Genomic DNA, 21,228 nt, shown 5'->3' on the forward strand with positions numbered 1-21,228 from the left:
TCCACACACCAAAAGGAAGAGCAACGATGCACAAGCCCCGACGTACCACCATCAACCTGCACCTGCTGGCCGCCCTGAGCGCGCTGAGCGCCTTCGGTCACGCCGCCGAACCTGCGGATACCGCCGAAAACGGCGAGGCAGCCGCCCTGCAAACCATCACCGTCACTGCACAGAAGCGCAATGAACTGGCGCGCGACGTACCGGCCGCCATTTCCGCCATCAGCGGCAAGGACTTGCGCGAAGGCGGCGGCAACCTCTCCGCTGGCGGCGTGATGGACCTGGTGCCCAACGCCTCCGGTCCGACCAATGACGGCCACGTGCGCACGCGCTGGTGGATACGCGGCATCGGCAGCGGCGACCAGTCGGCCAATCTGGTGTCGCCGGTCAGCTTCTACATCGACGAGGTATACCTGAATTCGCCGCTGCTCAGCGGCAGCCCACCGTTCGACCTGCGCCAGGTGGAAGTGCTGCGCGGTCCACAGGGCACGCTATGGGGCAAGAACACCACCGGCGGCGCGGTCGCCTTCACCACCAACAAGCCGACCTTCAAACCAGAAGGCTATGTGAAGGCGGAGGTCGCCAACCATCACGCCCACATCGTTGAAGCGGCTGCTGGCGGCACGCTCAAGGAAGACGTGCTGGCAGGCCGCATCTCGGTCTACAGCGACAGCAGCGACGGCTACGCCGACAACACCTTCCAGAAAACCAAGACCGGCAAGAAAGAAGAAGACCACCTGGTACGCCTGCAACTGCTGGCAAACATCTCGCCGGACCTGCAAGCCTTGTTCAATATCCACGGCCGCGACTACCACGGCAGCGGCGATGCGCTGCAAGGCCTGGGCCTGGGAGCCGGCGGCACCAATCTGTACGGCTATGTATTGCCGCGACTGGGCACGGCCGATATCGCCACCAATGCGCCGACCAGCGATAAACTGCGTAACAGCGGCGCCTCGCTGACCCTGCGCTGGAACCTGGGCCGCAACGAGCTAACGTCGATTACTTCCTACGAGCGCGTGGCGCGCACCACCAATGGCGACGGCGACGCCTCACCACTGGAAATCAGCCGCAGCCACGCGGAAATCGCCGCCCGCCAGGCTGCGCAGGAAATCCGTCTGGCCTCACCGCGTAGCGATCAGTTCAACTGGATCGCCGGCCTGCACTATTTCAAGGAGAAGCTGGACAACAACAGCTCCTCCGGCAACCTGCCCGGCGTGAGCGCCCTGCCCGCGCCGGCCGGCACCATTCCAAGCGCCTTCAACAACCTGAGCCTGCACCAGGACACCAGCAGCTATGCGCTATTCGGCAGCGCCACCTATAACTTTAGCGACCGCTTCAACCTGACCGGCGGCCTGCGCTGGACGTCGGAAAGCAAGGAGATCGCACTCAACCGCGTGGCCAACAGCGGCGCCGTCACGTACCGGAATACCGAACAGTGGTGGCAACGTTCTTCGGTATCGTCCACCCTGGCCACCACCGCCACACAAAATGCGGATAACACCTGGAAGGCAGGCACCTGGGATCTGACGCCGCAATACAAATTCACGCCCGATGTTTCTGGTTATCTGCGCGCGGCCAAGGGTTTCCGTGGCGGCGGCTACAACGGCGGCGTCACCACCCAGGCCACCACCGCCATCGTCAGCCCGGAATACCTGACGTCCGGCGAAGCCGGCCTGCGCACCGCCTGGCTGGATAACCGCGTCACCGCCGACGTCACCGTGTTCTACTACGACTACAAGGACGTGCAACTGAACCAGGTGGTCAGCACGCCGACTGGTCCGGTTTCACGCCTGACCAACAGCGCTGGCGCCAAGGCGCGCGGCGCGGAATTCGAGCTGGCGGCGCAAGTCGCACAAGGCTTGCGCCTGAACGCGGCAATCGGCCTGCTGCGCAGCAAATACACCGATTACGGCGTCTATACCGGTAACGAATTCGGCCGCGCGCCGCACACCAATGTGCTGCTGGGCGGCGAGTACCGCCAGCCGCTGTCGAACGGCGGCGAAGCCGTGTTTTCAACCAACTGGAATTACCGCAGCCGCTACTTCTTCGTCACCACCAATGAGACTGATCCCAACTACATCCAGCAGCCGTACACGGTCGGCAACCTGAAGCTGTCATATCTGCCGCCGGGCAAGAAGGTCAACCTGACCGTCTACGTCAACAACGTGACGGGCCGCTTTTACAAGACCAACGCCATCCCTTACGGTAACAACGTGGTTGGCTACTCCAACAGCGATCCGCGCACCTTCGGCCTGAGCGCCACCTACCGCTGGTAATTGAAAGGACACCATGAAACTGAAACTTATCGCTGCGGCGCTGCTGGCCGCACCCGTGCTGGCCAATGCCGCCTCGCCGGAAATCGAACGCCTGATCACCGCCGCCACGCCCGGCCTGATCGCCATCCGCCACGACATCCACCAGCATCCCGAATTGGGCAACCGTGAAACCCGCACCTCGGCGCTGGTGGCCGAGCGGCTACGCAAGCTGGGGCTGGAAGTTCAGACCGGCATTGCCGGCACCGGCGTGGTCGGCGTGCTGAAAGGCGCGCTGCCCGGCCCGGTGATCGGCCTGCGCTCGGAGCTGGATGCACTACCCGTCACCGAGCAGACCGGCCTGCCTTACGCTTCCAGGGTGCAGACCGAATACAACGGCAAGCAGGTCGGCGTGGCCCACGTCTGCGGCCACGACATCCACATTGCCATCCTGCTCGGCGTGGCGGAAGTGCTGGCGGCCGACCGCAAGCACTTGAAAGGCACGGTCAAGTTTATTTTCCAGCCGGCCGAGGAAGGCGCGCCGGATGGCGAGGAAGGCGGCGCCGCGCTGATGATCAAGCAAGGCGTACTGAACGCGCCAACACCGGAAGTATTCTTCTCGACCCACGTCGGCGCAGGCAAGGCCGGCGCCATCTCGGTCAGCCGTGAGCGCACTACGGCGGCGTCGGACATCTTCGTCGCCCGCATCATCGGCAAGTCCACGCACGCGGCGGCGCCATGGCGCGGTGTCGATCCGGTGCCGGCGGCGGCGCTAGCCATCCTGGCCTTACAGACCATACCGAGCCGCCAGTCGGATCTGTCGCTGCCGGCGCCGGTGATCTCGATCGGCAAGATCGAAGGCGGTGTACGGCAGAACATCATCCCCGGCGAAGTGCGGCTGGAGGGCACTATCCGCAGCGTCACGAGGGCGCAGCGCGATGACGTGGTGGCGCGGCTGGAACGTAGCTTCAAGGATAATGCCGAGAGCGTGGGCGCCAGCGCCGACTTCAAGGTACTGCCAGGCGGCTATCCGGCCGGCGCCAACAGCAGTGCACTGGTTGATCGCCTGCTGCCGGTGCTGAAAGCCGCCTCCAGCACTGGCGAGGTCAGAGTCGCCAACGGCGTGTACGCGGCCGACGACATGGCGGAATTCAGTTCGCGCATTCCCGCCGTCAGCTTTGGCCTGGGGGCGACACCGGACGGCGTTGATCCGGCGACAGCAGCCTCGAATCATTCGCCGCACTTCCTGGCGGATGACAGCGTGATCGCTGTCGGCGTGCGGGCATTCACCGGCCTGATTGCCGCCTACAGCGCACGTTGAAGGCGGGCTGACTAAACAGACAGTGGGCCGGAACGTCTTATACGTTCCGCCCCACTTAAGTCAGCCCCATGAGAAATATTTCCAGCGCCATCCAGGCCAGTCTGTTCCTGGCCACCAGCGCCAGCGCCGCCGAACTGCCTGCCCCGACCGATACCCCCCTGCCTCAGATCGCGGTTTCGGCCAATCAGGAAAACGCCGAAGGCCCGGTCCAGGACTATGTGGCCAAGCGCAGCGCCAGCGGCACCAAGACCGATACGCCCATCCTCGAAACACCACAGTCGCTGACCATCATCGGCGCCGAGCAGATCGAAACGCTGAAGGCGCAAAGCCTGACCGATGCCATCGCCTATTCGGTCGGCGCGGCGCGCGCGCCGTATATCGAGCGTACCGGCGACGAGGTAATGCTGCGCGGTTTCATGATCCCCACCTCCTTCCGCGACGGCATGCGCTACCAGGGCAACCGCTTTGACGGCCAGCAGGAACCGTATGGACTGGAACGTATCGAGGTACTGAAAGGAACTGGGTTCATTCAAGCGCAAGCAGGTGGCCGCCGACTTTGCCGGCGCGCTGTCGGAAGAAGGCGTCTGGAGCTATCGCCTGACCGGCTTGAAGCGCGACAGCGATACCGCCATCGGCTTCATCCAGGACAAGCGCGATTACATCGCAGCACTGGAATGGCAACCGAACGCCGCCACCAGCCTGACGCTGCTGACCGAGGTGCAGCGCGACCGCAGCGCTTACGGCGGCGATGGTTTGCCGGCTGCCGGCACGGTAGCGCCCAACCGCAACGGTCCGATCCCGCGCACCCGCTTCACCGGCGAGCCGGGCTACGACCACTTCGACCTCGACCGCTACTCGCTGGGCTACCTGCTGGAACATGCGTTCAGCGATCAGCTCAAGCTGCAGCACCGGCTGCGCCGCTACCACATGAAATCGGCGCACCGCAACTGTCGATCAGCGCCCGCACCAAGACCCGCCAGCTTGGCCTGTACGAGCAGGACCAGATGAAGATTGCCGATAAATGGGTGCTGCTGCTTGGCGGCCGTCACGACAAGGTGCGCCAGGACCAGTGCGATTATTTCGACGCCAGTGTGTGCGGTGTCGCCGGCGAACGCAGCTCGGCCACCACTGGCCGCGCCGGCGTGGTCTACCAATGTGCTGACCGACGATCCTGCCTATCCACGCTACCAGATGCAGCAGGGCGAGGTACGCTCGCGCGGCGTCGAACTCGAAGCCAAAGGCCGCATCGGCCGCGATGCGCAGGTTCTTGCCACCTACACCTATACCGATGCAAAGACCACTAAGGCCAGCCCGCTCTATCCGGAAGAAACCGGCAAGCGTACCAGTGGCATTCCGCCGCACCAGGTTGCGCTGTGGGCGGACAGCACGCTGGCCGCGTTCGGCCTGCCGCAGCTCAAGCTGGGCGCGGGCGGACGCCATGTCGGCGAAACCACCAGCCAATGGCACGATATGCATGGCGGCGACTACACCGTACTCGACGCCATGGCCAGCTACAGCACCGGTGCGTGGCGGCTGGCACTCAATATCAGCCATCTGAGCGACAAGACCTTCATCACCGCCTGTCCGTACCGCTGCTTCTATGGCGAGCCGCGCAAGGTGATCGTGTCGGCTGCATACCGCTGGTAAGCGCGCCTATACCAAGGTATAACTATACGGGGCGGGCCAGGTTGCAGAGAATGGCTGCATCACTTCTTCCACTGGAGCCCGCCCATGAATACCGCATCCGTCCTCATCGCCGATGTCCACCCGCTGATCCGCGCCGGCATGGCTGCGCTGATTGAATCCGACGGCAAATTCACCTTGCTGGGCCAGGCCAGCGACGGCCAGCAGGCGCTGGAAATGTGCGGCCGCCTGCAGCCCGACCTGCTGCTGATGGACCTGAACATGCCGGGCTGCGACGGCGTGGAGGCCATCGGCCGCATCCGCGCCCAGCATCCCGACGCCAAGGTCATCGTTCTCAGCGGCCATGACGGCGAGGACGACGCCGACCGCAGCATGCGCGCCGGCGCGCACGCCTATATGCTGAAAAGCGCGCAGCTGGATGACCTGATGCTATGCATACACTCGGTGCTGCAAGGAAAGAAATTCATGATGCCGGAACTGGCGGTCAAGCTGGCCAGCCGCATTCACGGCAACCAGCTGACGCCGCGCGAACGCGACATCCTCTGCCACCTGGCCACCGGCATGAGCAACAAGGTGATCGCGCGCGCCGCCGGCATTGGCGTCGGCACCGTCAAATTCCACGTCAAGAGCATCATGAGCAAGCTCAATGTCTGCACCCGCACCGAGGCAGCAATGGTGGCGGCCAAACGCGGCCTGGTGCACCTGAACTGAACGATTCCCGAACTATCCCCTAAGTACCAACCCAACTTTTGGCAGGGGTGTTCCTGGCGTGCGCTGCTTACACTGCCCCTGTCGTATTCTCATCCACTCACATAGGAGTAGCTCATGTCGAACAGCAAACTGACGGTCGATAGCGTCATCGTGGAAGATGGCACCCGCATTCATTTCAAGGACTGGGGCAGCGGCCCGGCGGTGGTGTTCAGCCACGGCTGGCCGCTGAATGGCGACGCATGGGAAGACCAGCTGATTTTCCTGGCCAGCCAGGGCTACCGCGTGATCGCCCATGACCGCCGCGGCCACGGCCAGTCCAGCCAGCCATGGGGCGGCAACGATATGGACACCTACGCCGACGATCTGGCCACCCTGCTGAACGCGCTGGACATCAAGGACGCCACGCTGGTCGGCCACTCGACCGGCGGCGGCGAGGTGGCCCGCTACATCGGCCGCCACGGCAGCGCGCGCGTCAAGAAAGCCGTGCTGGTCGGCGCCGTGCCGCCGCAGATGGTCAAATCGGACAACAACCCGAACGGCCTGCCGCTGTCGGTGTTCGACGGCATCCGCGATGGCGTGCTGAAGGACCGTTCGCAATTCTTCAAGGACCTGACCATTCCGTTCTACGGCTACAACCGTGCCGGTGCTCAGGAATCGGCCGGCGTGCGCGAGGCTTTCTGGCGCCAGGGCATGCAATGCAGCATCAAGAGCGCGTTTGACTGCATCAAACAGTTCTCGGAAACCGACTTCACCGAAGACCTGAAGAAAATCGACGTACCTACCCTGATCGTGCACGGCGACGACGACCAGATCGTGCCGATCGATACCTCGGCCAAGGCGGCCGCCAAGCTGGTGAAAAACGCCACGCTGAAAGTCTACCAGGGCGCACCGCACGGCCTGCCGACCACCCACAAGGACCAACTGAACGCAGACCTGCTGGCCTTCCTCAAGTCCTAAGCCAGTCTTAACCTAAAGCAAGAAGCGACTAACCCGATAGGGTAAGCCGCTTCTTGCAAATCTGCCGTATTTCCCTCCTCTGGCCTATCCTGCATGATGCGTATTGTCCCCATCCAAGGAGCCGCAGCATGGCCAGCAGCAAGCCCTCCCCCGACCTGCGTCCGGCGCGCCTCAACGCGCTGGGCGAGTTCGCCGCGTCGATCGCGCATGAAGTAAAGCAGCCGCTGGCGGCCGTGACGCTGAACGCGGAAGCCTGCATGAAGTGGCTGGACCACGACCCTCCGCGGCTGGACCAGGCGCGCGCCGCCCTTCAAGTGGTGCTGCAAGCCAGCGTGGCGGCCAGCGCCATGGTGCGCAGCCTGCACGGCATGGCCTGCCAGGCCGAGCCCGAGCGCGACTGGCTGATCGTTGACGATGTGTTGCGCGATGTATTGCAGTTGCTACGCGGCGAATTGCGCCAGCACGCCATCAGCCTCGGCGAAGAATTTACGCTAGGAAATTACCAACTATTTGCCGACCGCGTGCAGCTGATGCAGGTGGTCATGAATCTGCTGCGCAACGCCATTGAGGCGCTGAAGGATGTGCATGATCGCCCGCGCGCGCTGGCGCTGCGTTCCGCGCTGGTGGATGACGCATTGCGCATCAGCGTCTGCGACGACGGCCCCGGCATTCCCGCCAGCCTGGCAGCGCGCATCTTCGAACCATTGTTCACCACCCGGCCAGGCGGCACCGGCATGGGCCTGGCGATCTGTCAGGGCATCGTCCAGTCTCATGGCGGGTGCATCTGGAGCGAAGCCGGCCTGCCGCATGGCGCTGTTTTTCATCTCAGTTTCAAGGAGTACACCTTATGGACCCCATCTCGATCCTGATCGCGGACGACCATCCGCTGATCCTGGCGGGCCTGAGCTCGCTGCTGGGTGCAATGCCCGAATTCCGCGTGGTGGCGCAGGCCACCGACGGCGTGCAGGCGGTGGCGCTCTACCGCCAGCACCGGCCGGACGTGGTCATCATGGACCTCAGCATGCCGCGCCTGAACGGCGTCGAGGCCATCGAGCAGATCCGCGCCGATGACGCCAGCGCCAGCATCGTCATCCTTACCACCTACCAGGGTGACGAAGACGTGTATCGCGGCCTGCGGGCCGGCGCCAAAGCGTATCTGCTGAAGGATGGCGCTTCGGAGCAACTGGTGGATTGCCTGCGCACCGTCGCCAGCGGCCAGCGCTACCTGCCGGCCGCCGTGGCCGTCAAGCTGGCCGAACGCAAGGCCAGCAGCCAGCTGTCGCGCCGCGAGCTGGAAATTCTGGCGCACCTGGCCACCGGCAAGAGCAACAAGATGATCGCGCGCAGCGCCGACATTGAAGTCGGCACGGTGAAATTCCACGTCAACAACATTCTGGCCAAGCTCAACGTGGCCAGCCGCACCGAGGCCGCCACAGTGGCGGCCCGGCGCGGCTTGCTCAGCGTGTTTTGATTACTTGGCTGGGACCGGCGCCAGCGTTTTGTGCTCGGTGGTCGTACGCTGCGGCGCTTTGTGCACCATGGTGTAAGCGTAGTCCACACCCATGCCGTAGGCGCCGGAGTGTTCGCGTACGATGGCCATGACCGCATCGTAGGTGTCGCGGTGCGCCCAGTCGCGCTGCCATTCCAGCAGTACTTGCTGCCAGGTCACCGGCACCACGCCGGCTTGCACCATGCGCGCCATCGCCTGGTCGTGCGCTTCTTTCGAGGTGCCGCCGGAGGCATCGGCCACCATGTAGATTTCGTAGTCGCCTTCCAGCATGGCGCACAGGGCGAAGGTGGTGTTGCAGACTTCGGTCCACAGACCGGCCACGATGACTTTTTTCTTGCCGTTGGCTTTCAGCGCGTCACGGACTTTCTGGTCATCCCACGAATTCATCGAGGTGCGTTCCAGGATGTCCTTGCCTGGGAACACGTCTAGCAGTTCAGGATAGGTATGGCCGGAGAACGATTCGGTTTCCACGGTGGTGATGGTGGTCGGGATATTGAAGACCTTGGCGGCTTTGGCCAGGCCCACGGTATTGTTCTTCAACACCTGGCGGTCGATGGACTGCACGCCAAACGCCATTTGCGGCTGGTGATCGATGATGATCAGCTGGCTGTTGTGCGGTGTCAGCACTTCTAATTTCGGATTGCTCATGATGGGTTTCCATGTGGTGTAAAAGGAAACGTCATCTTAGGCGGCGGCCGCGCTAAAAACTACTCATCTAAATGTAGGCTCCGCGCTAACCCTGGGTCTGCTAAGATGGCTCCATCATGAAGACACAACTCACCGAACTGAGCCGCGCCCTGCGCGACCTGCACAAGCAATTGATCACCCTGGAAACCCAGTACTTCGGCGCCGTCGGCAGCCCGCTGGAGCATTTGCAGCTGATCACCAACCATCCACATTTTGCCTGGCTGCAAAAGCTGTCCGGCCTGATGGCGCAGATCGATGAACGGCTGGACGACGCCGAGCCGGTCACGCCGCAGGAAGCCAAGGCTTTCCGCCAGTCGCTGGAAATGCTGATCGGCCCTTGCGAGGAAGGCGATCAGGCATTCCGCACCAAATACAACGCGCTGCTGCACGACGGCCCTGAGCTGGTGATGGCACACGGCGCCGTGCGCAAACTGCTGGCACAGATTTAATCCTTAAAACGGCGCGGCAGCCAGCGCCTCCAGCGCGGCTGCCCGGCATAGGCGCACCTGCCCGGCACCACCAGCCGCACCAGCGTGCCGCCAGTCTCCACGTTATCCAGCGTCAGCTGTCCGCCGATGCGGGTGGCGCGCTCGAACAATCCTGTCACGCCCCAGCGCCCGGCGCTGCCCTTGCTGATGACCTCCGGCGAGATGCCCTTGCCGTCATCCTGTACCTGCAAAACGAACTGCGCGGGCGCGTAGTGCAGCGTCACCTCGATCGAGCCGGCGTCCGCATGGCGGAAGGCGTTCATCAGCGCCTCCCTGCCGATGCTGTAGCTTTCGCACGCCGCTTGTTCTTCCAGCACGCGCGGGCGGCCAAGCACGCGCAGCGTGAACACGGCGCGATAGCTTTCCTGCAGCACCTCGCCAACCAATCTCAGGCCGTGCTCCAGGTCGCCGTCGCCCATGGCGCCGGAGCGCAGCTCCTGCACTTCGTTGCGGCCTTCTTCCATGACCTTGTCCGCCATCAGCAGCATGCGCTCGATCTTGCGCCGCGCGGCCGAGTCGGCCGGCAAGCCGCCCAGCGCCGACTGGAAGCTCAGCGTCAGCCCATGCACGCTTTGCAGGAAACTGTCGTGCAGCGCGCGGGCGATGCGTTCCCGCTCGGCCACGCGGGTGGTGATGCGCAGCGTGGCCTGGCGCAGCCACAGCCGGTACAGCAGATACAGCAGCCCCGCCGCCGCCAGCGCGCACAGGCCGTAGAACAGCGGCGTCTGGGTAAACTTCGGCAGGATGCGCACCGAGATCGCCGCCTCTTCCTTGCTCCACTGGCCGAACTGGTTGACCGCCGCCACGCGGAAGCGGTAATCGCCCGGCCCCAGATTGGTGTAGGACACCGCGCGGCGCGTGCCGGTATCCTGCCATCCCGCGTCCACGCCTTCCAGCTGATAGCGGAAATGCAGCCCTTCCGGCATGCTGTAGCTCAGCGCCGTGTATTCGATGCGCAGCGAGGTGGCGCCGGCTGGCAGCAGCACCGGCTGCATGAAATCGAGGTAGCGCTTACCCTGCGATACCAGCGTCTCGATCTTGACCTCGGGCGGATGCAGTGCCGGATAGGTTCGCGTAGCGTCCAGCCGGGCGATGCCGCTGACACCGGCAAACCACAACTGCCCGTGCGCATCGGCAATCGCGCTCGGCGAGCGGTTGGCGGTGGCGGCAAAGCCGGGATAGCCGTCCAGTACGCCGTACAGCGTGTATTCCAGCGGCGCCTGCGGGTGCGCCAGCGCCGCCTGCCATTGCGCCGCACGCACATGCACCACGCCCTTGCTGCCATTGAACCAGCGGTCGCCGTTGGCCGAGATCACCATGCCCGACACGCGCGACAGTACCTCGCCATCCTGCACCTGGATGCGGCGGAATTGCGCGCCGTCCAGTACCGCGATGCCTTCGTTGCCGCCGATCAGCACCTGCGGCCCGCCATGAATGAAGGTGACCGGGCCGACATCGCCCGCAGCCTGCGGCGGATAGCGTTGCATCCGGCCATTGTCATAGCGCAGCACCAGGCCGTCGTTATAACCGAACCACATCACACCGGGGCCGCCGGGCGCGGCAAACGCGATGCCGTTCGGCAGTCCCAGTTCCGCCTGCGGCGTCCACTTCCCGTCCAGCCAGCGGTAACTGCCGCGCCGCGACACCGACAGCCACAGCGCGCGGCCGTCGCCGATGATGCGGGTGGCCTCCACGCCGCCCGGCCCGCGCAGGCCGTCCGGATAGGCTATCGTTTCCACCTGTTCGCCAAGGCGGCGTTCGATATGGTCGGCGCCGGCCTTCAGCAGCGCGCCATCGGGCGCGTTGGACAGCACGCCGAAGTTGCTCTCGGGGCCGCGTTCCAGCAGCACCGCCGTGCCATCCGGCTGCAGCCGCCACAGCTCGTTGGTGGGCTTGGCCCAGACCAGGGCTTGTCCCGCCGCATCGCGCGCAAAGGTAAAAAAGCGCTCGCCGCCGCGCATCTGCACCCTGGTCAGGCGGTTGTTGCGGAAGCGCTCGACGCCGGCCTGCGTGCCTATCCACACATTGCCGTCGCGGTCCTCGAACACCACATTGCCGGTCAGATTGCTGACCTGCCATGGCTGGTCCAGCTGACTGTCCGGCTGGACCGCCGGCGAATACACCGAACTCGCCTGATTGCCGATGCCGTCGGTGCGGCACACGCCGGGACAGGCCAAGGTCCAGTAATTGCCATCGCGGTCGAACCAGCCGCTTTCCTGCCCTTCCGCCTGCGCCATCCAGTCGGGACGCGGCAACTGCGGACCAGGATGCTGGGCCGGCACAGTGATCAGTTTGCCGTGCGTGTCGAGCCACAGACGGCCGTCAGGCGAGGTAGTCAAATTGACCGTGCTGTAGCCCCGCAGCACGGTGCGGAAGTGTGTGGCGCCGCGCTCCAGCACCACCAGCTGCTCGCCCGCAGCCAGCCAGATCTGCTGGTACTGGTCGAGCATGATGTTGGACACGCGGCCTTCCGGCAGCCCCAATTCCGGGCCGACATTGCGCCAGGCGCCGTCCCGCAGCTGTAGCAGCCCATTGGTGGTGGCCGCCCAGACCACGCCTTGCTCATCCATGATGACGTTCAGCACCGGCCCCATCAGGTCCGGGCCGATGTGCGAGGGATAATCGGTAATATGGCCATTGCTCAGCAGGCTGAGGCCGCCAAAAATATAGCCTATCAGCAGGTCGCCATTGCGCAGCGCTTTCAGGGCGGTGATCGGCCGCCTGGCCGCCACCTCGCCGGACAAGGCTTCAAAGCGGCGGAAGCGCACGCCGTCGAAACGGAACAGGCCATTGCTGCTGCCGATCCACAACCAGCCGTCCCTGGTCTGCGCCATGCTGGACACTTCGGCCGGCGCGCCGTCCTTGCCGGTCCAGATATCGTGATGGTAGTCGCTGAGGTCTACCTTGGGGTCCAGCGCCCAGCTGGCCGGCGCACCCAATAACATAGCCCACAGGCATAAAAAGTAACGAATTTTTGCCATGCGCTCATCATAGACCAAAACGTAAAATGTAAAAACCTATCAAATAAATAGAAACAATAAATTTTACCAATTAAAGTCAGGACATTAAGCTGTACACAAGATCCACAGCATTGAAAGAATACCATCATGAACATCCAACGCCGCCTGCATTCCCTGCCGCTGCCCGTCAGCGCCATCGCCCTGCTGTCCGCCATTGCGCTGGCGGCACTGGCTTATCCATCGGCCGGCTGGGTCTTGTTTGCTGCCGGCATCGTCGCCTGGGCAAAACTGGACGCCCGACAACTGTTAAAATCCGACCGTTACGGCCTGTCTCCGGCGCTGGCATTGCTGGCCTATACTACGCTGGCCGGCAACGACGCCAATCTGGCCATTACCTTTGCGCTGGCCCTGCATGCGCTGGTAGTGTTCCTGATTTTGCTGAGCCGCCATCTCTCTGAAGACAGAACGCAAGCTTTTTCTCAGCAAAATGGGATAAGCGTACGTATTTAAAGTGGTTTTTTCAGATATCCACATCAACTGTGGATAAGGGTGTGAATAACCGCCACTTGACAGGCCAGAAACCCAGTAACAGCAGGCTCTACAACAAAATGCCTAATCCACAGGCAGAATTTTTATCACGTAAAATCAAGCACTTACAAAATATGGAAAGTCGCGGCTTGACGGCTTTTCCGCATCTTGAAAATAAATTTTATGTGCATAAGTGAGAAGGGACACACCGTTGTTGCGCCGCACAGGGAATCCTTTGACAAAAGTGCTGGCGAGGAATAGTGTCACTCTGGAGTTCGGACTGTTCGACTTACCATGGGATAGCCTGCATGAATCAGAACGACGACGATACCGATTGGATGATAGAAGACGAAGCGCAGCCGGCTAATCAGGCGCAAGCTGGCAGCGCGAATGCGACCCCGGCGCCGCCACCCTGGCGCGTGCTGATCGTCGATGACGACGTGGATGTGCACGTTGTCACCAAATTCTCCCTGAGCAACGCCTGCTTCCAGGGGCGCCGCCTGAGCTTCCTGCACGCCTACAGCGGCGAGGAGGCGCTGAACGTGCTGCGCAACACGCCAGACATCGCGCTGGTGCTGCTGGACGTGATCATGGAAACCAGCGACGCTGGTTTGCAGGTGGCACGCCAGATCCGCGACACGCTGCATAACAACCTGGTGCGCATCGTGCTGCGTACCGGCCAGCCGGGACAGGCGCTGGAACATAGCATCATTCTCGATTACGACATCAATGACTTCTGGTGCAAGACCGACCTGACCACGCGCAAGCTGTTTACCACGGTGATCTCGTCGCTGCGTGCCTATGCGGGCCTGGAGGAAGCGCATCAGCATACGGCAAGCCTGCAGGCCGAACTGGCGCAGGCGCGCAAGCTACTGGTGGCGGTGGATCAGCACGCGGTGATCGCCACGCTGGACATGCGCGGCAAGTTCACCTCGGTCAACGACAAATTCTGCGCCGCCTTCCAGTTCAGCCGGGAAGAACTGCTGGGTGCCGATCCACGCCTGCTGCACGCCCCGCCCTACCCGCAGGACCAGTTGGCCGATGCGCTACAGGCGCTCAAGGATGGCGAAGCCTGGACCGATGTCGTCACCGCCTGGCGACGCGATGGACAAGAGGTGCGCCTACGCATTACCGCCAGCAGTGACGATGGCGGCGCCATCATCGTCGGCAGCATCTTGCAGGCGCTCAAAAAACCACTTTAAGACTGGCTTAAGTATCGGATCCATAAGCCTTTTTTCAGATATCCACAATTGCTGTGGATATCTATGTGGATATACCCCCATTGACAATGAATATCGCCTGTAACGGCGCGGTTTTCTACAAACTGCCCATCCAAGAGGCAAAAGCAAAAGTGTTTTAAATCAATGACTTAGATTATCACGCATTGTAACAAGAAAACTTTTCAAAAAAATTCTTGTCAACATGATTTGTGCATAACTAAACAGCGGCAGCGCATATCAATGGGCTGCCTGGCGGCGCTGTTCCGGATGCAGCAGGACGCGCTCGATGATGCGCGGATGGACATTGTGCGACTTCATGTACTCAATCGCGCAGACGGTGTTAAAGCTGTTCTGCACGATAATTCCGCGCTCGACCACAGCGCTGCAGGCGTCATCATGGCGGGGCTGGAACAAAGGTGCGGCTGGAGCTGCTTCCTGGCTGGGGGCTAGCATAACGTTCATCATGATCCTTGGTGAGAGTGGGGCTGCCGCCCGATCGGTGATGCGCTCAAGGAGTATGGACGACGCCCGCACAAAGTCAATGTCAGGCTCCTATCATTCCACAATTAATTCCGGCCGCAGCGTTACTTGTTCTGATAGCCACCGTAGTATTTCACCGGGCTCCAGTCGGGCAATACATCCAGCCTGGTGGGGGCGTATTGCTGGTATTCCGGGGCGGCGTAGACGACTTTGCCGTTGACGATGGTCAGGCTGGATCCGAGGTTTTTGATGTTCTCGACGTCCATCGTGAAGTAGTCTTGCGGCAGGATCACCACATCGGCATATTGGCCTTTGGACAGCGTGCCTTTCAGCTTCTCTTCGCCGCTCATCCACGCGCTGCCCTGGGTCATCAGTTTCAGCGCCTGATAGCGGCTCAGCACGTCTTTCTGCTGCCAGACTTGCAGGCCGCCCGCCGTCTTGCCGCTGACCGCCCAGTAGATCGACGGCCACGGACCGTAGCTCGACACGCGCGTGCCGTCCGTGCCCAGGCCGACCGGAATCTTCATCTCCAGCATTTTCTTGATCGGTGGCATCTGACGGGTTTGCTCGCCGTATTGTTTCCAGTACAGCTCGCCCTGGAAGTACATGCGGTTCTGCACGGCGATGCCGCCGCCCAGCGCTTTCACGCGCGCCAGTTGCTTGTCGCTGATGGTTTCGGCGTGGTCGAAGAACCAGCGCAGACCGTTCAGCGGCGTGTCTTGATTCACTTTTTCGATCACCGCCAGATCCCGGTCGATGCTCTCGTCATAGGTGGCGTGGATGCGGAACGGCCAGCGGTTTTTGATCAGCAGGCGCAGCACCGGTTCCAGCTCGCTCTCCATATGCGACGGCATGTCCGGACGCGGCTCCAGGAAGTTTTCGAAGTCGGCCGCGCTCCACACCAGGTTCTCACCGCCGCCTTCAGTGTTGTAACCGTTGGCGTAGAACAGGTGATCGTTCTTGTCGGGCTTGCTCAGCGTCAGCCAGCGCTGGTAGTCTTCCAGCTCCTTGCCCGGCTTTTGCGCAAACAGGTAGTAGGAGGTGCGCACGGTCAGCTTGCCATTCCTGGCCAGCTCCAGGCTGACCGCGTAGTCGTCCGGATAGGCCTGGCCGCCGCCGCCCGCGTCAATCGCGCTGGTCAGGCCAAGGCGGTTCAATTCGGTGTAGTACTGCTGGGTCGAGTTCAGTTGCTGCTCGCGCGACAGCACATTGGTCTTGGCCAGCGTGCCATACAGGATGGCGGCGTTCGGCTTGGCGATCAGCTTGCCGGTCGGCTTGCCATCCGCGCCCAGCTCGACCACGCCATCCTTGAACTTGGTGTTGGCGTCGTAACCCAGCGTTTCGATGCCCTTCTTGTTCAGGAAGCCAAGGCCGTACAGGTACAACAGGAAGACCGGCTTGTCGGGCACCGCTTCGTTGATTTCTTCCAGCGTCGGCAAGCGCTTTTCTTCAAACTGGAATTCGTTCCAGCCGCCGACCACTTTGACCCATTCGCCATCCGGCGTGCGCGCCGCCTGCTCTTTGAGCATCTGCAAGGCCTTCTTCAGCGAGGTGACGCCATCCCAGCGCAGCTCGGCGTTATAGTTGAGGCCTTCGCGGATGATGTGCAGGTGCGAGTCGTTCAGGCCGGGAATCACGGTCTTGCCGGCGGCGTCGATGACTTGCGTGCTGGAGGATTTGAGCTTGAGGATCTGGGCGTTGCTGCCCACGGCTTCGATTTTGCCGTCCTTGATCGCCAGGGCCTGCGCAAAGGCGCCCTCTTTGGTCATGGTGGCGACCTTGCCATTGGTAATGATCAGGTCGGTGGCGTGCGCGGAGAACGCACAGGCGATGGCCGCCGCGAATGCAAGCTGGGTCAATTTCATAACTACTCCTGGAAAATAAAATGCCGGCGCGGTTGGTATGCCGCGCCGGCAGCGTGTCAGAGAATTGAGGCCAGCTCAGTTCTCTCGAATTAGTCTTTCAGTGCTTCGATGGCGAAGGTCAGGGTCACGTCGTCGCCAACGTTCGGTGCGTAGGCGCCGGCGTTGAACTCGGTGCGCTTGATGGTCGCGGTAGCGTTGGCGCCGCAAGCCAGTTTCTTGGCCATTGGGTGATCAGCGCATTTGAAGTGGGTGATGGTCAGGGTGACTGGCTTGGTGACGCCTTTGACGGTCAGGTTGCCTTCCACGGTGGCCGGCACGTCGCCTTTGAAGTTGACCTTGGTCGACTTGTAGGTGATGGTCGGGAACTTGGCGGTGTCCAGGAATTGTTCGCCCTGGATGTGCTGATCGAACAGTTTCGAGCCGGTGTCGACCGATTTGGCATCGATGGTCGCTTCTACCGAACCGGTCTTGGCGGCGCGGTCAATGGTGAACTTGGCTTTGGTGTTGTTGAAGCGGCTTTGCTGGGTCGAGAAGCCCAAGTGGCTGTAGCTGAAGCTGGAGAAAGTGTGATTTTCGTCCGACGAGAAAGTTTCAGGTGCGGCGAAGGCGGACAGGGAAACACCAGCGGCGATCAGCAGGGCAACGATTTTTTTCATTTAGAAACTCCTAATGTGGTGAACAAGATTGTTCGAGTGAGGACGATTATGCTCGCGACATCTAAAGTTGTAAAACGAAAAATTTACCGCTTTACTATCGATAAAATCGATCATATCTGCGTGCCGTTATCATAACGGAACGCCAGGCGAAGGGTATCTGTCTTAAGGCATGCAGCCGGCTTACCCGAGCGGGTAAACCGGCTGCAAATCAGGCGGCAGCGGCGATAGCGGCTGCCTCGGCGGCGGGAGTTTGATGCAGGATACGGCTCAGCAAACGCTGTTCCAGTGCGGCGAAGGCGGCATTGCCACGCGCACGCGGACGCGGCAGATCGACTTTCATATCGAGCGTAACGCGCCCTTCCTCGATCAGCACCACACGGTCAGCCAGCGCCAACGCTTCCTGCACATCGTGCGTGACCAATACAGCGGTGAAACCGCGCGACAGCCATAGCGATTCAATCAGCTGCTGCATCTCGATGCGGGTCAGCGCATCCAGCGCGCCCAAGGGCTCGTCCAGCAGCAGCAATTGCGGCTCATGCAGCAGCGCGCGCGCCAGCGCCACCCGCTGACGCTGGCCGCCGGATAGCTCGGCCGGCCAATCATCTGCACGCTCGGCCAGACCAACCGTCGCCAGCGTGGCAGCCGCCGCGTTCAGCGAGCGTGGCAAGCCGATTGCCACATTCTCCAGCACCGTCTTCCATGGCAGCAGGCGCGCCTCCTGGAACATGATGCGGATGCTGGCGGCGATGCTGCCCTGACCAATGCGGATACTGCCCTGCTCCACCGTCTCCAGCCCGGCGACAGCGCGCAGCAGCGTGCTCTTGCCGCAGCCGCTGCGCCCGACCACGGCGACGAATTCGCCCGGCTGCAAATCCAGCTGTACATCATGCAGCACCTGGCGCGCACCGAATGACTTGCTCACGCTATCGAGATTCAGCGACACGCCCTGGCGACGCGGCGGCGGCGCAGAAGTCCAGGTCGCGCTCTCGCGCGGCAGCGCTCCCGTATCGAATAAAGTGCTTGAAATAGACATGCGTTCTCCTTAACGGTAGGCTGGATTCCAGCGCAGGAAGTGTTTTTCCAGCCCGCGCGACACCAGATCGGCAGCCTTGCCCAGCAAGGCGTACAGCAGTATCCCGACCAGCACCACATCGGTTTGCAGGAATTCACGGGCGTTCATGGTCATATAGCCGATGCCCGCCTGCGCCGAAATCGTCTCCGCCACAATCAGCAGCACCCACACCAGGCCCAGCGAGAAGCGCACGCCGACCAGTATCGAAGGCAGCGCCGCCGGCAGGATCACGTCACGGTATAGCGGCCAGCCGGACAAGCCGTAGCTGCGCGCCATTTCAATCAGTCCCTGGTCCGCCGAACGGATGCCATGGAAGGTATTCAGATACACCGGGAAGAACACCCCCACCGCCAGCAGGAACAGCTTGGCCGTTTCATCGATGCCGAACCACAGTATCACCAGCGGGATCAGCGCCAGCGCCGGAATATTGCGGATCATTTGCAGCGTGGTGTCGAGCAGCGTTTCCGCGCGGCGGAAGCTGCCGGTCAGCAGGCCAAGCGCCAGGCCCAGGCCGGCGCCGATGGCGAAGCCGCTGGCCGCACGCCACAAGCTGGTGCGCAGATGCGTCCACAGCTCGCCGGATACGGCCAGCGCCCAGAAGGCCTTGGCCACAGCCCACGGCTCGGGCAGGATGCGGCTGGACAGCCAGCCCAGTTGCGACGACAACTGCCAGACCGCGATCAGCAGTACCGGCAGCACCCACGGAGTCCATGCGCTTTGCTTCTTCATCTTACGCGGCCTTCTTCTTGGGCAGGATATCGCTGGCCATGATCTCGCCGAACGGGCCGGTCAGCGATTGCTCGCCGTGGTCCTTGCCCTTGCCCAGCAGCGGGAACACCAGCTCCGCAAAGCGGTACGACTCTTCCAGGTGCGGATAGCCCGAGAAGATAAAGGTCTCGATACCCAGCTCGGCGTATTCACGGATACGCGCGGCCACGGTGTCGGGGTCCCCCACCAGCGCGGTTCCGGCGCCACCACGCACCAGTCCCACGCCGGCCCAAAGGTTGGGGGATACTTCGAGCTTGTCACGGCGGCCACCGTGCAAAGCTGCCATTCGTTGCTGTCCTACCGAATCCATTTTGGCGAATGCCGCCTGCGCCTTGGAGATGGTTTCATCGTCCAGGTGGCTGATCAGTTCATCGGCCGCACGCCACGCTTCCTCATTGGTTTCGCGGACGATGACGTGCAGGCGGATGCCGAATTTGACGCTGCGGCCATGTTTGGCGGCGCGCGCGCGGATATCATCCAGCTTGGCCGCAACCGCAGCCGGCGGCTCGCCCCAGGTCAGGTAGACATCCATCTGCTCGGCCGCCAGTTCATGGGCCGGCTCCGACGAGCCGCCGAAGTACAGCGGCGGGTACGGCTTCTGCACCGGCGGGTACAGCGTCTTGGCGCCCTTGACGGTGATATGCTTGCCTTCAAAGTCATAGCCCTTGTCGCCGCCCTCGCCCGTCAGCGACGCGCGCCACACGCGGATGAACTCATCCGAAATTTCATAGCGCTTGGCGTGATCGGCAAACAGCCCGTCCGCTTCCAGTTCACCCTGGTCGCCGCCGGTGACAACGTTAATCAGCAGCCGGCCATTGGACAGGCGATCGAAAGTTGACGCCATGCGCACCGCCAGCCCTGGCGTGGTCAATCCGGGGCGGATCGCCACCAGGAACTTCAGCTTCTGCGTCACATGGATCAGCGACGACGCCACCACCCAGGCGTCCTCGCAGGAGCGCCCAGTCGGCAGCAGCACGCCGTCGTAGCCCAGCGTGTCAGCGGCCACCGCCACCTGCTTCAGATAATTAGCGTCGATAGGACGCGCGCCCTTGGAAGTGCCAAGGTAGCGGCTATCGCCGTGCGTCGGAATAAACCAGAACAAATTCAGAGACATTCGACATTCCTTATTGCGCCGCCAGTTGCTTCGCCGGCAGCTGTGCATCTTTGACCGCGATTGGTTTCGGGATCAGTTTCAGTTTGGCGAAGGCATCCGCGAGCTTTTGCTGCTGTTCCAGCACCTCGTTGCTGATCGGCTTGACGCCGTAGCTGTAGCGCGAAGCGGCCAGCGCCACCACGTCCACATCCAGGCCGGTCTGGGCCGCAAGGATCTGCGCAACTTCCTTCGGATTCTTCGCTCCCCAATCGTCAACCTTGGCGATTTCTTCCAGCAGGATGCGGATAATCTCGCCATTCTTCTCGGCGTAAGGACGCGCAGCAAGGTAGAACTGATGGTTGGCCACCAGGCCTTTGCCATCGGCCAGCACGCGCGCGCTGATCTGCTTCTCGGCAGCGGCCAGGAACGGGTCCCAGATCACCCAGGCGTCCACCGCGCCACGCTCAAAAGCAGCGCGCGCATCGGCTGGCGGCAGGTAGACGACGCTGATATCCTTGTAGTCCACGCCAGCCTTCTCCAGCGCCTTCACCAGCAGGTAATGCACGTTGGAGCCCTTGTTCAGCGCGACTTTCTTGCCTTTCAGGTCGGCGACGCTGCGCAGCCTGGAATCCTTGGGCACGACGATCGCCTCGCTACCTGGCGATGGCGGCTCGTTGCCGACGTAAACCAGATTGGCGCCGGCCGCCTGCGCAAAGATAGGCGGCGCTTCGCCGACGGTGCCGAAGTCCACGCTGCCGACGTTCAGTCCTTCCAGCAGCTGCGGGCCGGCCGGGAATTCGGTCCATTTGACGGTGACATTGCGCGAGGCGAGACGCTGTTCCAGCGTGCCGCGCCCTTTCAGCAAAGTCAGCGTGCCATATTTCTGATAACCGATGCGCACTTCCTGCCTGGCCTGCGCCTGTGCTGGCGCCGAGCTGCTTGCGGCCATCACGCCCGCTGCAAACAGCAGGCCCAGGGTATGCCGGCGCGAGGCGCGTTTTTGATCGATGCGCATGCGG

At 62.3% G+C, this 21,228-nt stretch carries 21 protein-coding genes and 1 pseudogene; 13 read left to right on the forward strand and 9 right to left on the reverse strand.

What is annotated here, in order from left to right; translation table 11 throughout:
- Nucleotides 1-26 precede the first annotated feature (26 nt).
- The 10 genes and pseudogenes from KW842_RS05370 to KW842_RS05405 all read left to right on the forward strand — a co-directional run bounded on the left by KW842_RS05370 (nucleotide 27) and on the right by KW842_RS05405 (nucleotide 8,353).
- Nucleotides 27-2,273, forward strand: a complete 2,247-nt coding sequence (locus KW842_RS05370) for a TonB-dependent receptor (protein ID WP_218303018.1) — start codon at nucleotides 27-29, stop codon at nucleotides 2,271-2,273.
- Nucleotides 2,274-2,286: 13 nt separating this feature from the next.
- Nucleotides 2,287-3,570, forward strand: a complete 1,284-nt coding sequence (locus tag KW842_RS05375; protein ID WP_218303019.1) for an amidohydrolase — start codon at nucleotides 2,287-2,289, stop codon at nucleotides 3,568-3,570.
- A gap of 68 nt (nucleotides 3,571-3,638) precedes the next feature.
- Nucleotides 3,639-4,037 (forward strand): annotated as a pseudogene (locus KW842_RS27845) (TonB-dependent receptor plug domain-containing protein); the annotation flags it as partial.
- Nucleotides 4,038-4,113: 76 nt separating this feature from the next.
- Nucleotides 4,114-4,578, forward strand: a complete 465-nt coding sequence (locus tag KW842_RS27850) for a hypothetical protein (protein ID WP_373925138.1) — start codon at nucleotides 4,114-4,116, stop codon at nucleotides 4,576-4,578.
- On the forward strand, nucleotides 4,575-4,874 hold the full coding sequence (locus KW842_RS27855; protein ID WP_373925137.1) for a hypothetical protein: 300 nt from the start codon (nucleotides 4,575-4,577) through the stop codon (nucleotides 4,872-4,874). Before KW842_RS27850 ends, KW842_RS27855 begins: the two co-directional genes overlap by 4 nt.
- Nucleotides 4,762-5,217: a TonB-dependent receptor domain-containing protein gene (locus tag KW842_RS05385; protein ID WP_218303021.1), complete on the forward strand. Its 456-nt coding sequence runs from the start codon at nucleotides 4,762-4,764 to the stop codon at nucleotides 5,215-5,217. The genes KW842_RS27855 and KW842_RS05385 overlap by 113 nt, the downstream gene beginning before the upstream one ends.
- 84 nt (nucleotides 5,218-5,301) lie before the next feature.
- On the forward strand, nucleotides 5,302-5,925 hold the full coding sequence (locus tag KW842_RS05390; RefSeq protein ID WP_218303022.1) for a response regulator transcription factor: 624 nt from the start codon (nucleotides 5,302-5,304) through the stop codon (nucleotides 5,923-5,925).
- A gap of 114 nt (nucleotides 5,926-6,039) precedes the next feature.
- Nucleotides 6,040-6,882: an alpha/beta fold hydrolase gene (locus KW842_RS05395; RefSeq protein ID WP_218303023.1), complete on the forward strand. Its 843-nt coding sequence runs from the start codon at nucleotides 6,040-6,042 to the stop codon at nucleotides 6,880-6,882.
- A gap of 128 nt (nucleotides 6,883-7,010) precedes the next feature.
- Nucleotides 7,011-7,751 (forward strand): sensor histidine kinase, encoded by a 741-nt coding sequence (locus tag KW842_RS05400; RefSeq protein ID WP_218303024.1) that lies wholly within the window; start codon nucleotides 7,011-7,013, stop codon nucleotides 7,749-7,751.
- The gene (locus KW842_RS05405; RefSeq protein WP_218303025.1) at nucleotides 7,730-8,353 is read left to right on the forward strand and encodes a response regulator transcription factor; all 624 of its coding nucleotides are present in this window, start codon (nucleotides 7,730-7,732) and stop codon (nucleotides 8,351-8,353) included. The genes KW842_RS05400 and KW842_RS05405 overlap by 22 nt, the downstream gene beginning before the upstream one ends.
- Here KW842_RS05405 and KW842_RS05410 read toward each other — a convergent pair whose 3' ends face one another.
- The gene (locus tag KW842_RS05410) at nucleotides 8,354-9,040 is read right to left on the reverse strand and encodes a hydrolase (RefSeq protein ID WP_218303026.1); all 687 of its coding nucleotides are present in this window, start codon (nucleotides 9,038-9,040) and stop codon (nucleotides 8,354-8,356) included.
- A 116-nt stretch (nucleotides 9,041-9,156) separates the two neighbouring features.
- On the opposite strand from KW842_RS05410, the gene KW842_RS05415 reads away from it, so the two are divergent.
- Nucleotides 9,157-9,528, forward strand: coding sequence for a hypothetical protein (locus tag KW842_RS05415; protein WP_218303027.1), 372 nt, complete (start codon nucleotides 9,157-9,159; stop codon nucleotides 9,526-9,528).
- Here KW842_RS05415 and KW842_RS05420 read toward each other — a convergent pair.
- Entirely contained in the window at nucleotides 9,525-12,548 is a 3,024-nt protein-coding gene (locus KW842_RS05420; protein ID WP_218303028.1) for a sensor histidine kinase, read from the reverse strand. The genes KW842_RS05415 and KW842_RS05420 overlap by 4 nt on opposite strands.
- 126 nt (nucleotides 12,549-12,674) lie before the next feature.
- On the opposite strand from KW842_RS05420, the gene KW842_RS05425 reads away from it, so the two are divergent.
- Complete coding sequence (locus KW842_RS05425) at nucleotides 12,675-13,037, forward strand: hypothetical protein (RefSeq protein ID WP_218303029.1); 363 nt, start codon at nucleotides 12,675-12,677, stop codon at nucleotides 13,035-13,037.
- A gap of 326 nt (nucleotides 13,038-13,363) precedes the next feature.
- Nucleotides 13,364-14,257: a PAS domain-containing protein gene (locus KW842_RS05430; RefSeq protein ID WP_218303030.1), complete on the forward strand. Its 894-nt coding sequence runs from the start codon at nucleotides 13,364-13,366 to the stop codon at nucleotides 14,255-14,257.
- A gap of 255 nt (nucleotides 14,258-14,512) precedes the next feature.
- Here the strand turns inward: KW842_RS05430 and KW842_RS05435 are convergent, their stop codons facing one another.
- The 7 genes from KW842_RS05435 to KW842_RS05465 all read right to left on the reverse strand — a co-directional run bounded on the left by KW842_RS05435 (nucleotide 14,513) and on the right by KW842_RS05465 (nucleotide 21,224).
- Nucleotides 14,513-14,728, reverse strand: a complete 216-nt coding sequence (locus KW842_RS05435; RefSeq protein WP_218303118.1) for a hypothetical protein — start codon at nucleotides 14,726-14,728, stop codon at nucleotides 14,513-14,515.
- Between the two features lie 131 nt (nucleotides 14,729-14,859).
- Nucleotides 14,860-16,620, reverse strand: a complete 1,761-nt coding sequence (locus tag KW842_RS05440) for an amidohydrolase (protein WP_218303031.1) — start codon at nucleotides 16,618-16,620, stop codon at nucleotides 14,860-14,862.
- An 89-nt stretch (nucleotides 16,621-16,709) separates the two neighbouring features.
- A complete protein-coding gene (locus tag KW842_RS05445; protein WP_218303032.1) occupies nucleotides 16,710-17,276 on the reverse strand; it encodes a YceI family protein in 567 nt (188 codons plus the stop codon).
- A gap of 208 nt (nucleotides 17,277-17,484) precedes the next feature.
- Nucleotides 17,485-18,309, reverse strand: coding sequence for an ATP-binding cassette domain-containing protein (locus tag KW842_RS05450; protein WP_218303033.1), 825 nt, complete (start codon nucleotides 18,307-18,309; stop codon nucleotides 17,485-17,487).
- A 9-nt stretch (nucleotides 18,310-18,318) separates the two neighbouring features.
- Nucleotides 18,319-19,077: an aliphatic sulfonate ABC transporter permease SsuC gene (gene ssuC, locus KW842_RS05455; protein WP_218303034.1), complete on the reverse strand. Its 759-nt coding sequence runs from the start codon at nucleotides 19,075-19,077 to the stop codon at nucleotides 18,319-18,321.
- A gap of 1 nt (nucleotide 19,078) precedes the next feature.
- Entirely contained in the window at nucleotides 19,079-20,224 is a 1,146-nt protein-coding gene (ssuD, locus tag KW842_RS05460; protein WP_218303116.1) for an FMNH2-dependent alkanesulfonate monooxygenase, read from the reverse strand.
- 16 nt (nucleotides 20,225-20,240) lie between these two features.
- Nucleotides 20,241-21,224, reverse strand: a complete 984-nt coding sequence (locus KW842_RS05465) for a sulfonate ABC transporter substrate-binding protein (protein ID WP_218303035.1) — start codon at nucleotides 21,222-21,224, stop codon at nucleotides 20,241-20,243.
- Between the last annotated feature and the right edge of the window lie 4 nt (nucleotides 21,225-21,228).

Source organism: Duganella sp. sic0402 (assembly GCF_019219065.1).
Taxonomy (GTDB): domain Bacteria; phylum Pseudomonadota; class Gammaproteobacteria; order Burkholderiales; family Burkholderiaceae_D; genus Rugamonas.

What these genes read in the sequence shown, in the direction of transcription:
- KW842_RS05430 (WP_218303030.1), top strand. Translation starts at nt 13,364, where the DNA reads ATGAATCAGAACGACGACGATACCGATTGGATGATAGAAGACGAAGCG.
- KW842_RS05400 (WP_218303024.1), top strand. Translation starts at nt 7,011, where the DNA reads ATGGCCAGCAGCAAGCCCTCCCCCGACCTGCGTCCGGCGCGCCTCAAC.
- KW842_RS05415 (WP_218303027.1), top strand. Translation starts at nt 9,157, where the DNA reads ATGAAGACACAACTCACCGAACTGAGCCGCGCCCTGCGCGACCTGCAC.
- KW842_RS05405 (WP_218303025.1), top strand. Translation starts at nt 7,730, where the DNA reads ATGGACCCCATCTCGATCCTGATCGCGGACGACCATCCGCTGATCCTG.
- KW842_RS05465 (WP_218303035.1), bottom strand. Translation starts at nt 21,224, where the DNA reads ATGCGCATCGATCAAAAACGCGCCTCGCGCCGGCATACCCTGGGCCTG.
- KW842_RS05440 (WP_218303031.1), bottom strand. Translation starts at nt 16,620, where the DNA reads ATGAAATTGACCCAGCTTGCATTCGCGGCGGCCATCGCCTGTGCGTTC.
- ssuC (WP_218303034.1), bottom strand. Translation starts at nt 19,077, where the DNA reads ATGAAGAAGCAAAGCGCATGGACTCCGTGGGTGCTGCCGGTACTGCTG.
- KW842_RS05435 (WP_218303118.1), bottom strand. Translation starts at nt 14,728, where the DNA reads ATGCTAGCCCCCAGCCAGGAAGCAGCTCCAGCCGCACCTTTGTTCCAG.
- KW842_RS05390 (WP_218303022.1), top strand. Translation starts at nt 5,302, where the DNA reads ATGAATACCGCATCCGTCCTCATCGCCGATGTCCACCCGCTGATCCGC.
- KW842_RS05370 (WP_218303018.1), top strand. Translation starts at nt 27, where the DNA reads ATGCACAAGCCCCGACGTACCACCATCAACCTGCACCTGCTGGCCGCC.
- KW842_RS05450 (WP_218303033.1), bottom strand. Translation starts at nt 18,309, where the DNA reads ATGTCTATTTCAAGCACTTTATTCGATACGGGAGCGCTGCCGCGCGAG.
- KW842_RS05420 (WP_218303028.1), bottom strand. Translation starts at nt 12,548, where the DNA reads ATGGCAAAAATTCGTTACTTTTTATGCCTGTGGGCTATGTTATTGGGT.
- KW842_RS27855 (WP_373925137.1), top strand. Translation starts at nt 4,575, where the DNA reads ATGAAGATTGCCGATAAATGGGTGCTGCTGCTTGGCGGCCGTCACGAC.
- KW842_RS05395 (WP_218303023.1), top strand. Translation starts at nt 6,040, where the DNA reads ATGTCGAACAGCAAACTGACGGTCGATAGCGTCATCGTGGAAGATGGC.
- KW842_RS05385 (WP_218303021.1), top strand. Translation starts at nt 4,762, where the DNA reads ATGCAGCAGGGCGAGGTACGCTCGCGCGGCGTCGAACTCGAAGCCAAA.
- KW842_RS05425 (WP_218303029.1), top strand. Translation starts at nt 12,675, where the DNA reads ATGAACATCCAACGCCGCCTGCATTCCCTGCCGCTGCCCGTCAGCGCC.
- KW842_RS05445 (WP_218303032.1), bottom strand. Translation starts at nt 17,276, where the DNA reads ATGAAAAAAATCGTTGCCCTGCTGATCGCCGCTGGTGTTTCCCTGTCC.
- KW842_RS05375 (WP_218303019.1), top strand. Translation starts at nt 2,287, where the DNA reads ATGAAACTGAAACTTATCGCTGCGGCGCTGCTGGCCGCACCCGTGCTG.
- KW842_RS05410 (WP_218303026.1), bottom strand. Translation starts at nt 9,040, where the DNA reads ATGAGCAATCCGAAATTAGAAGTGCTGACACCGCACAACAGCCAGCTG.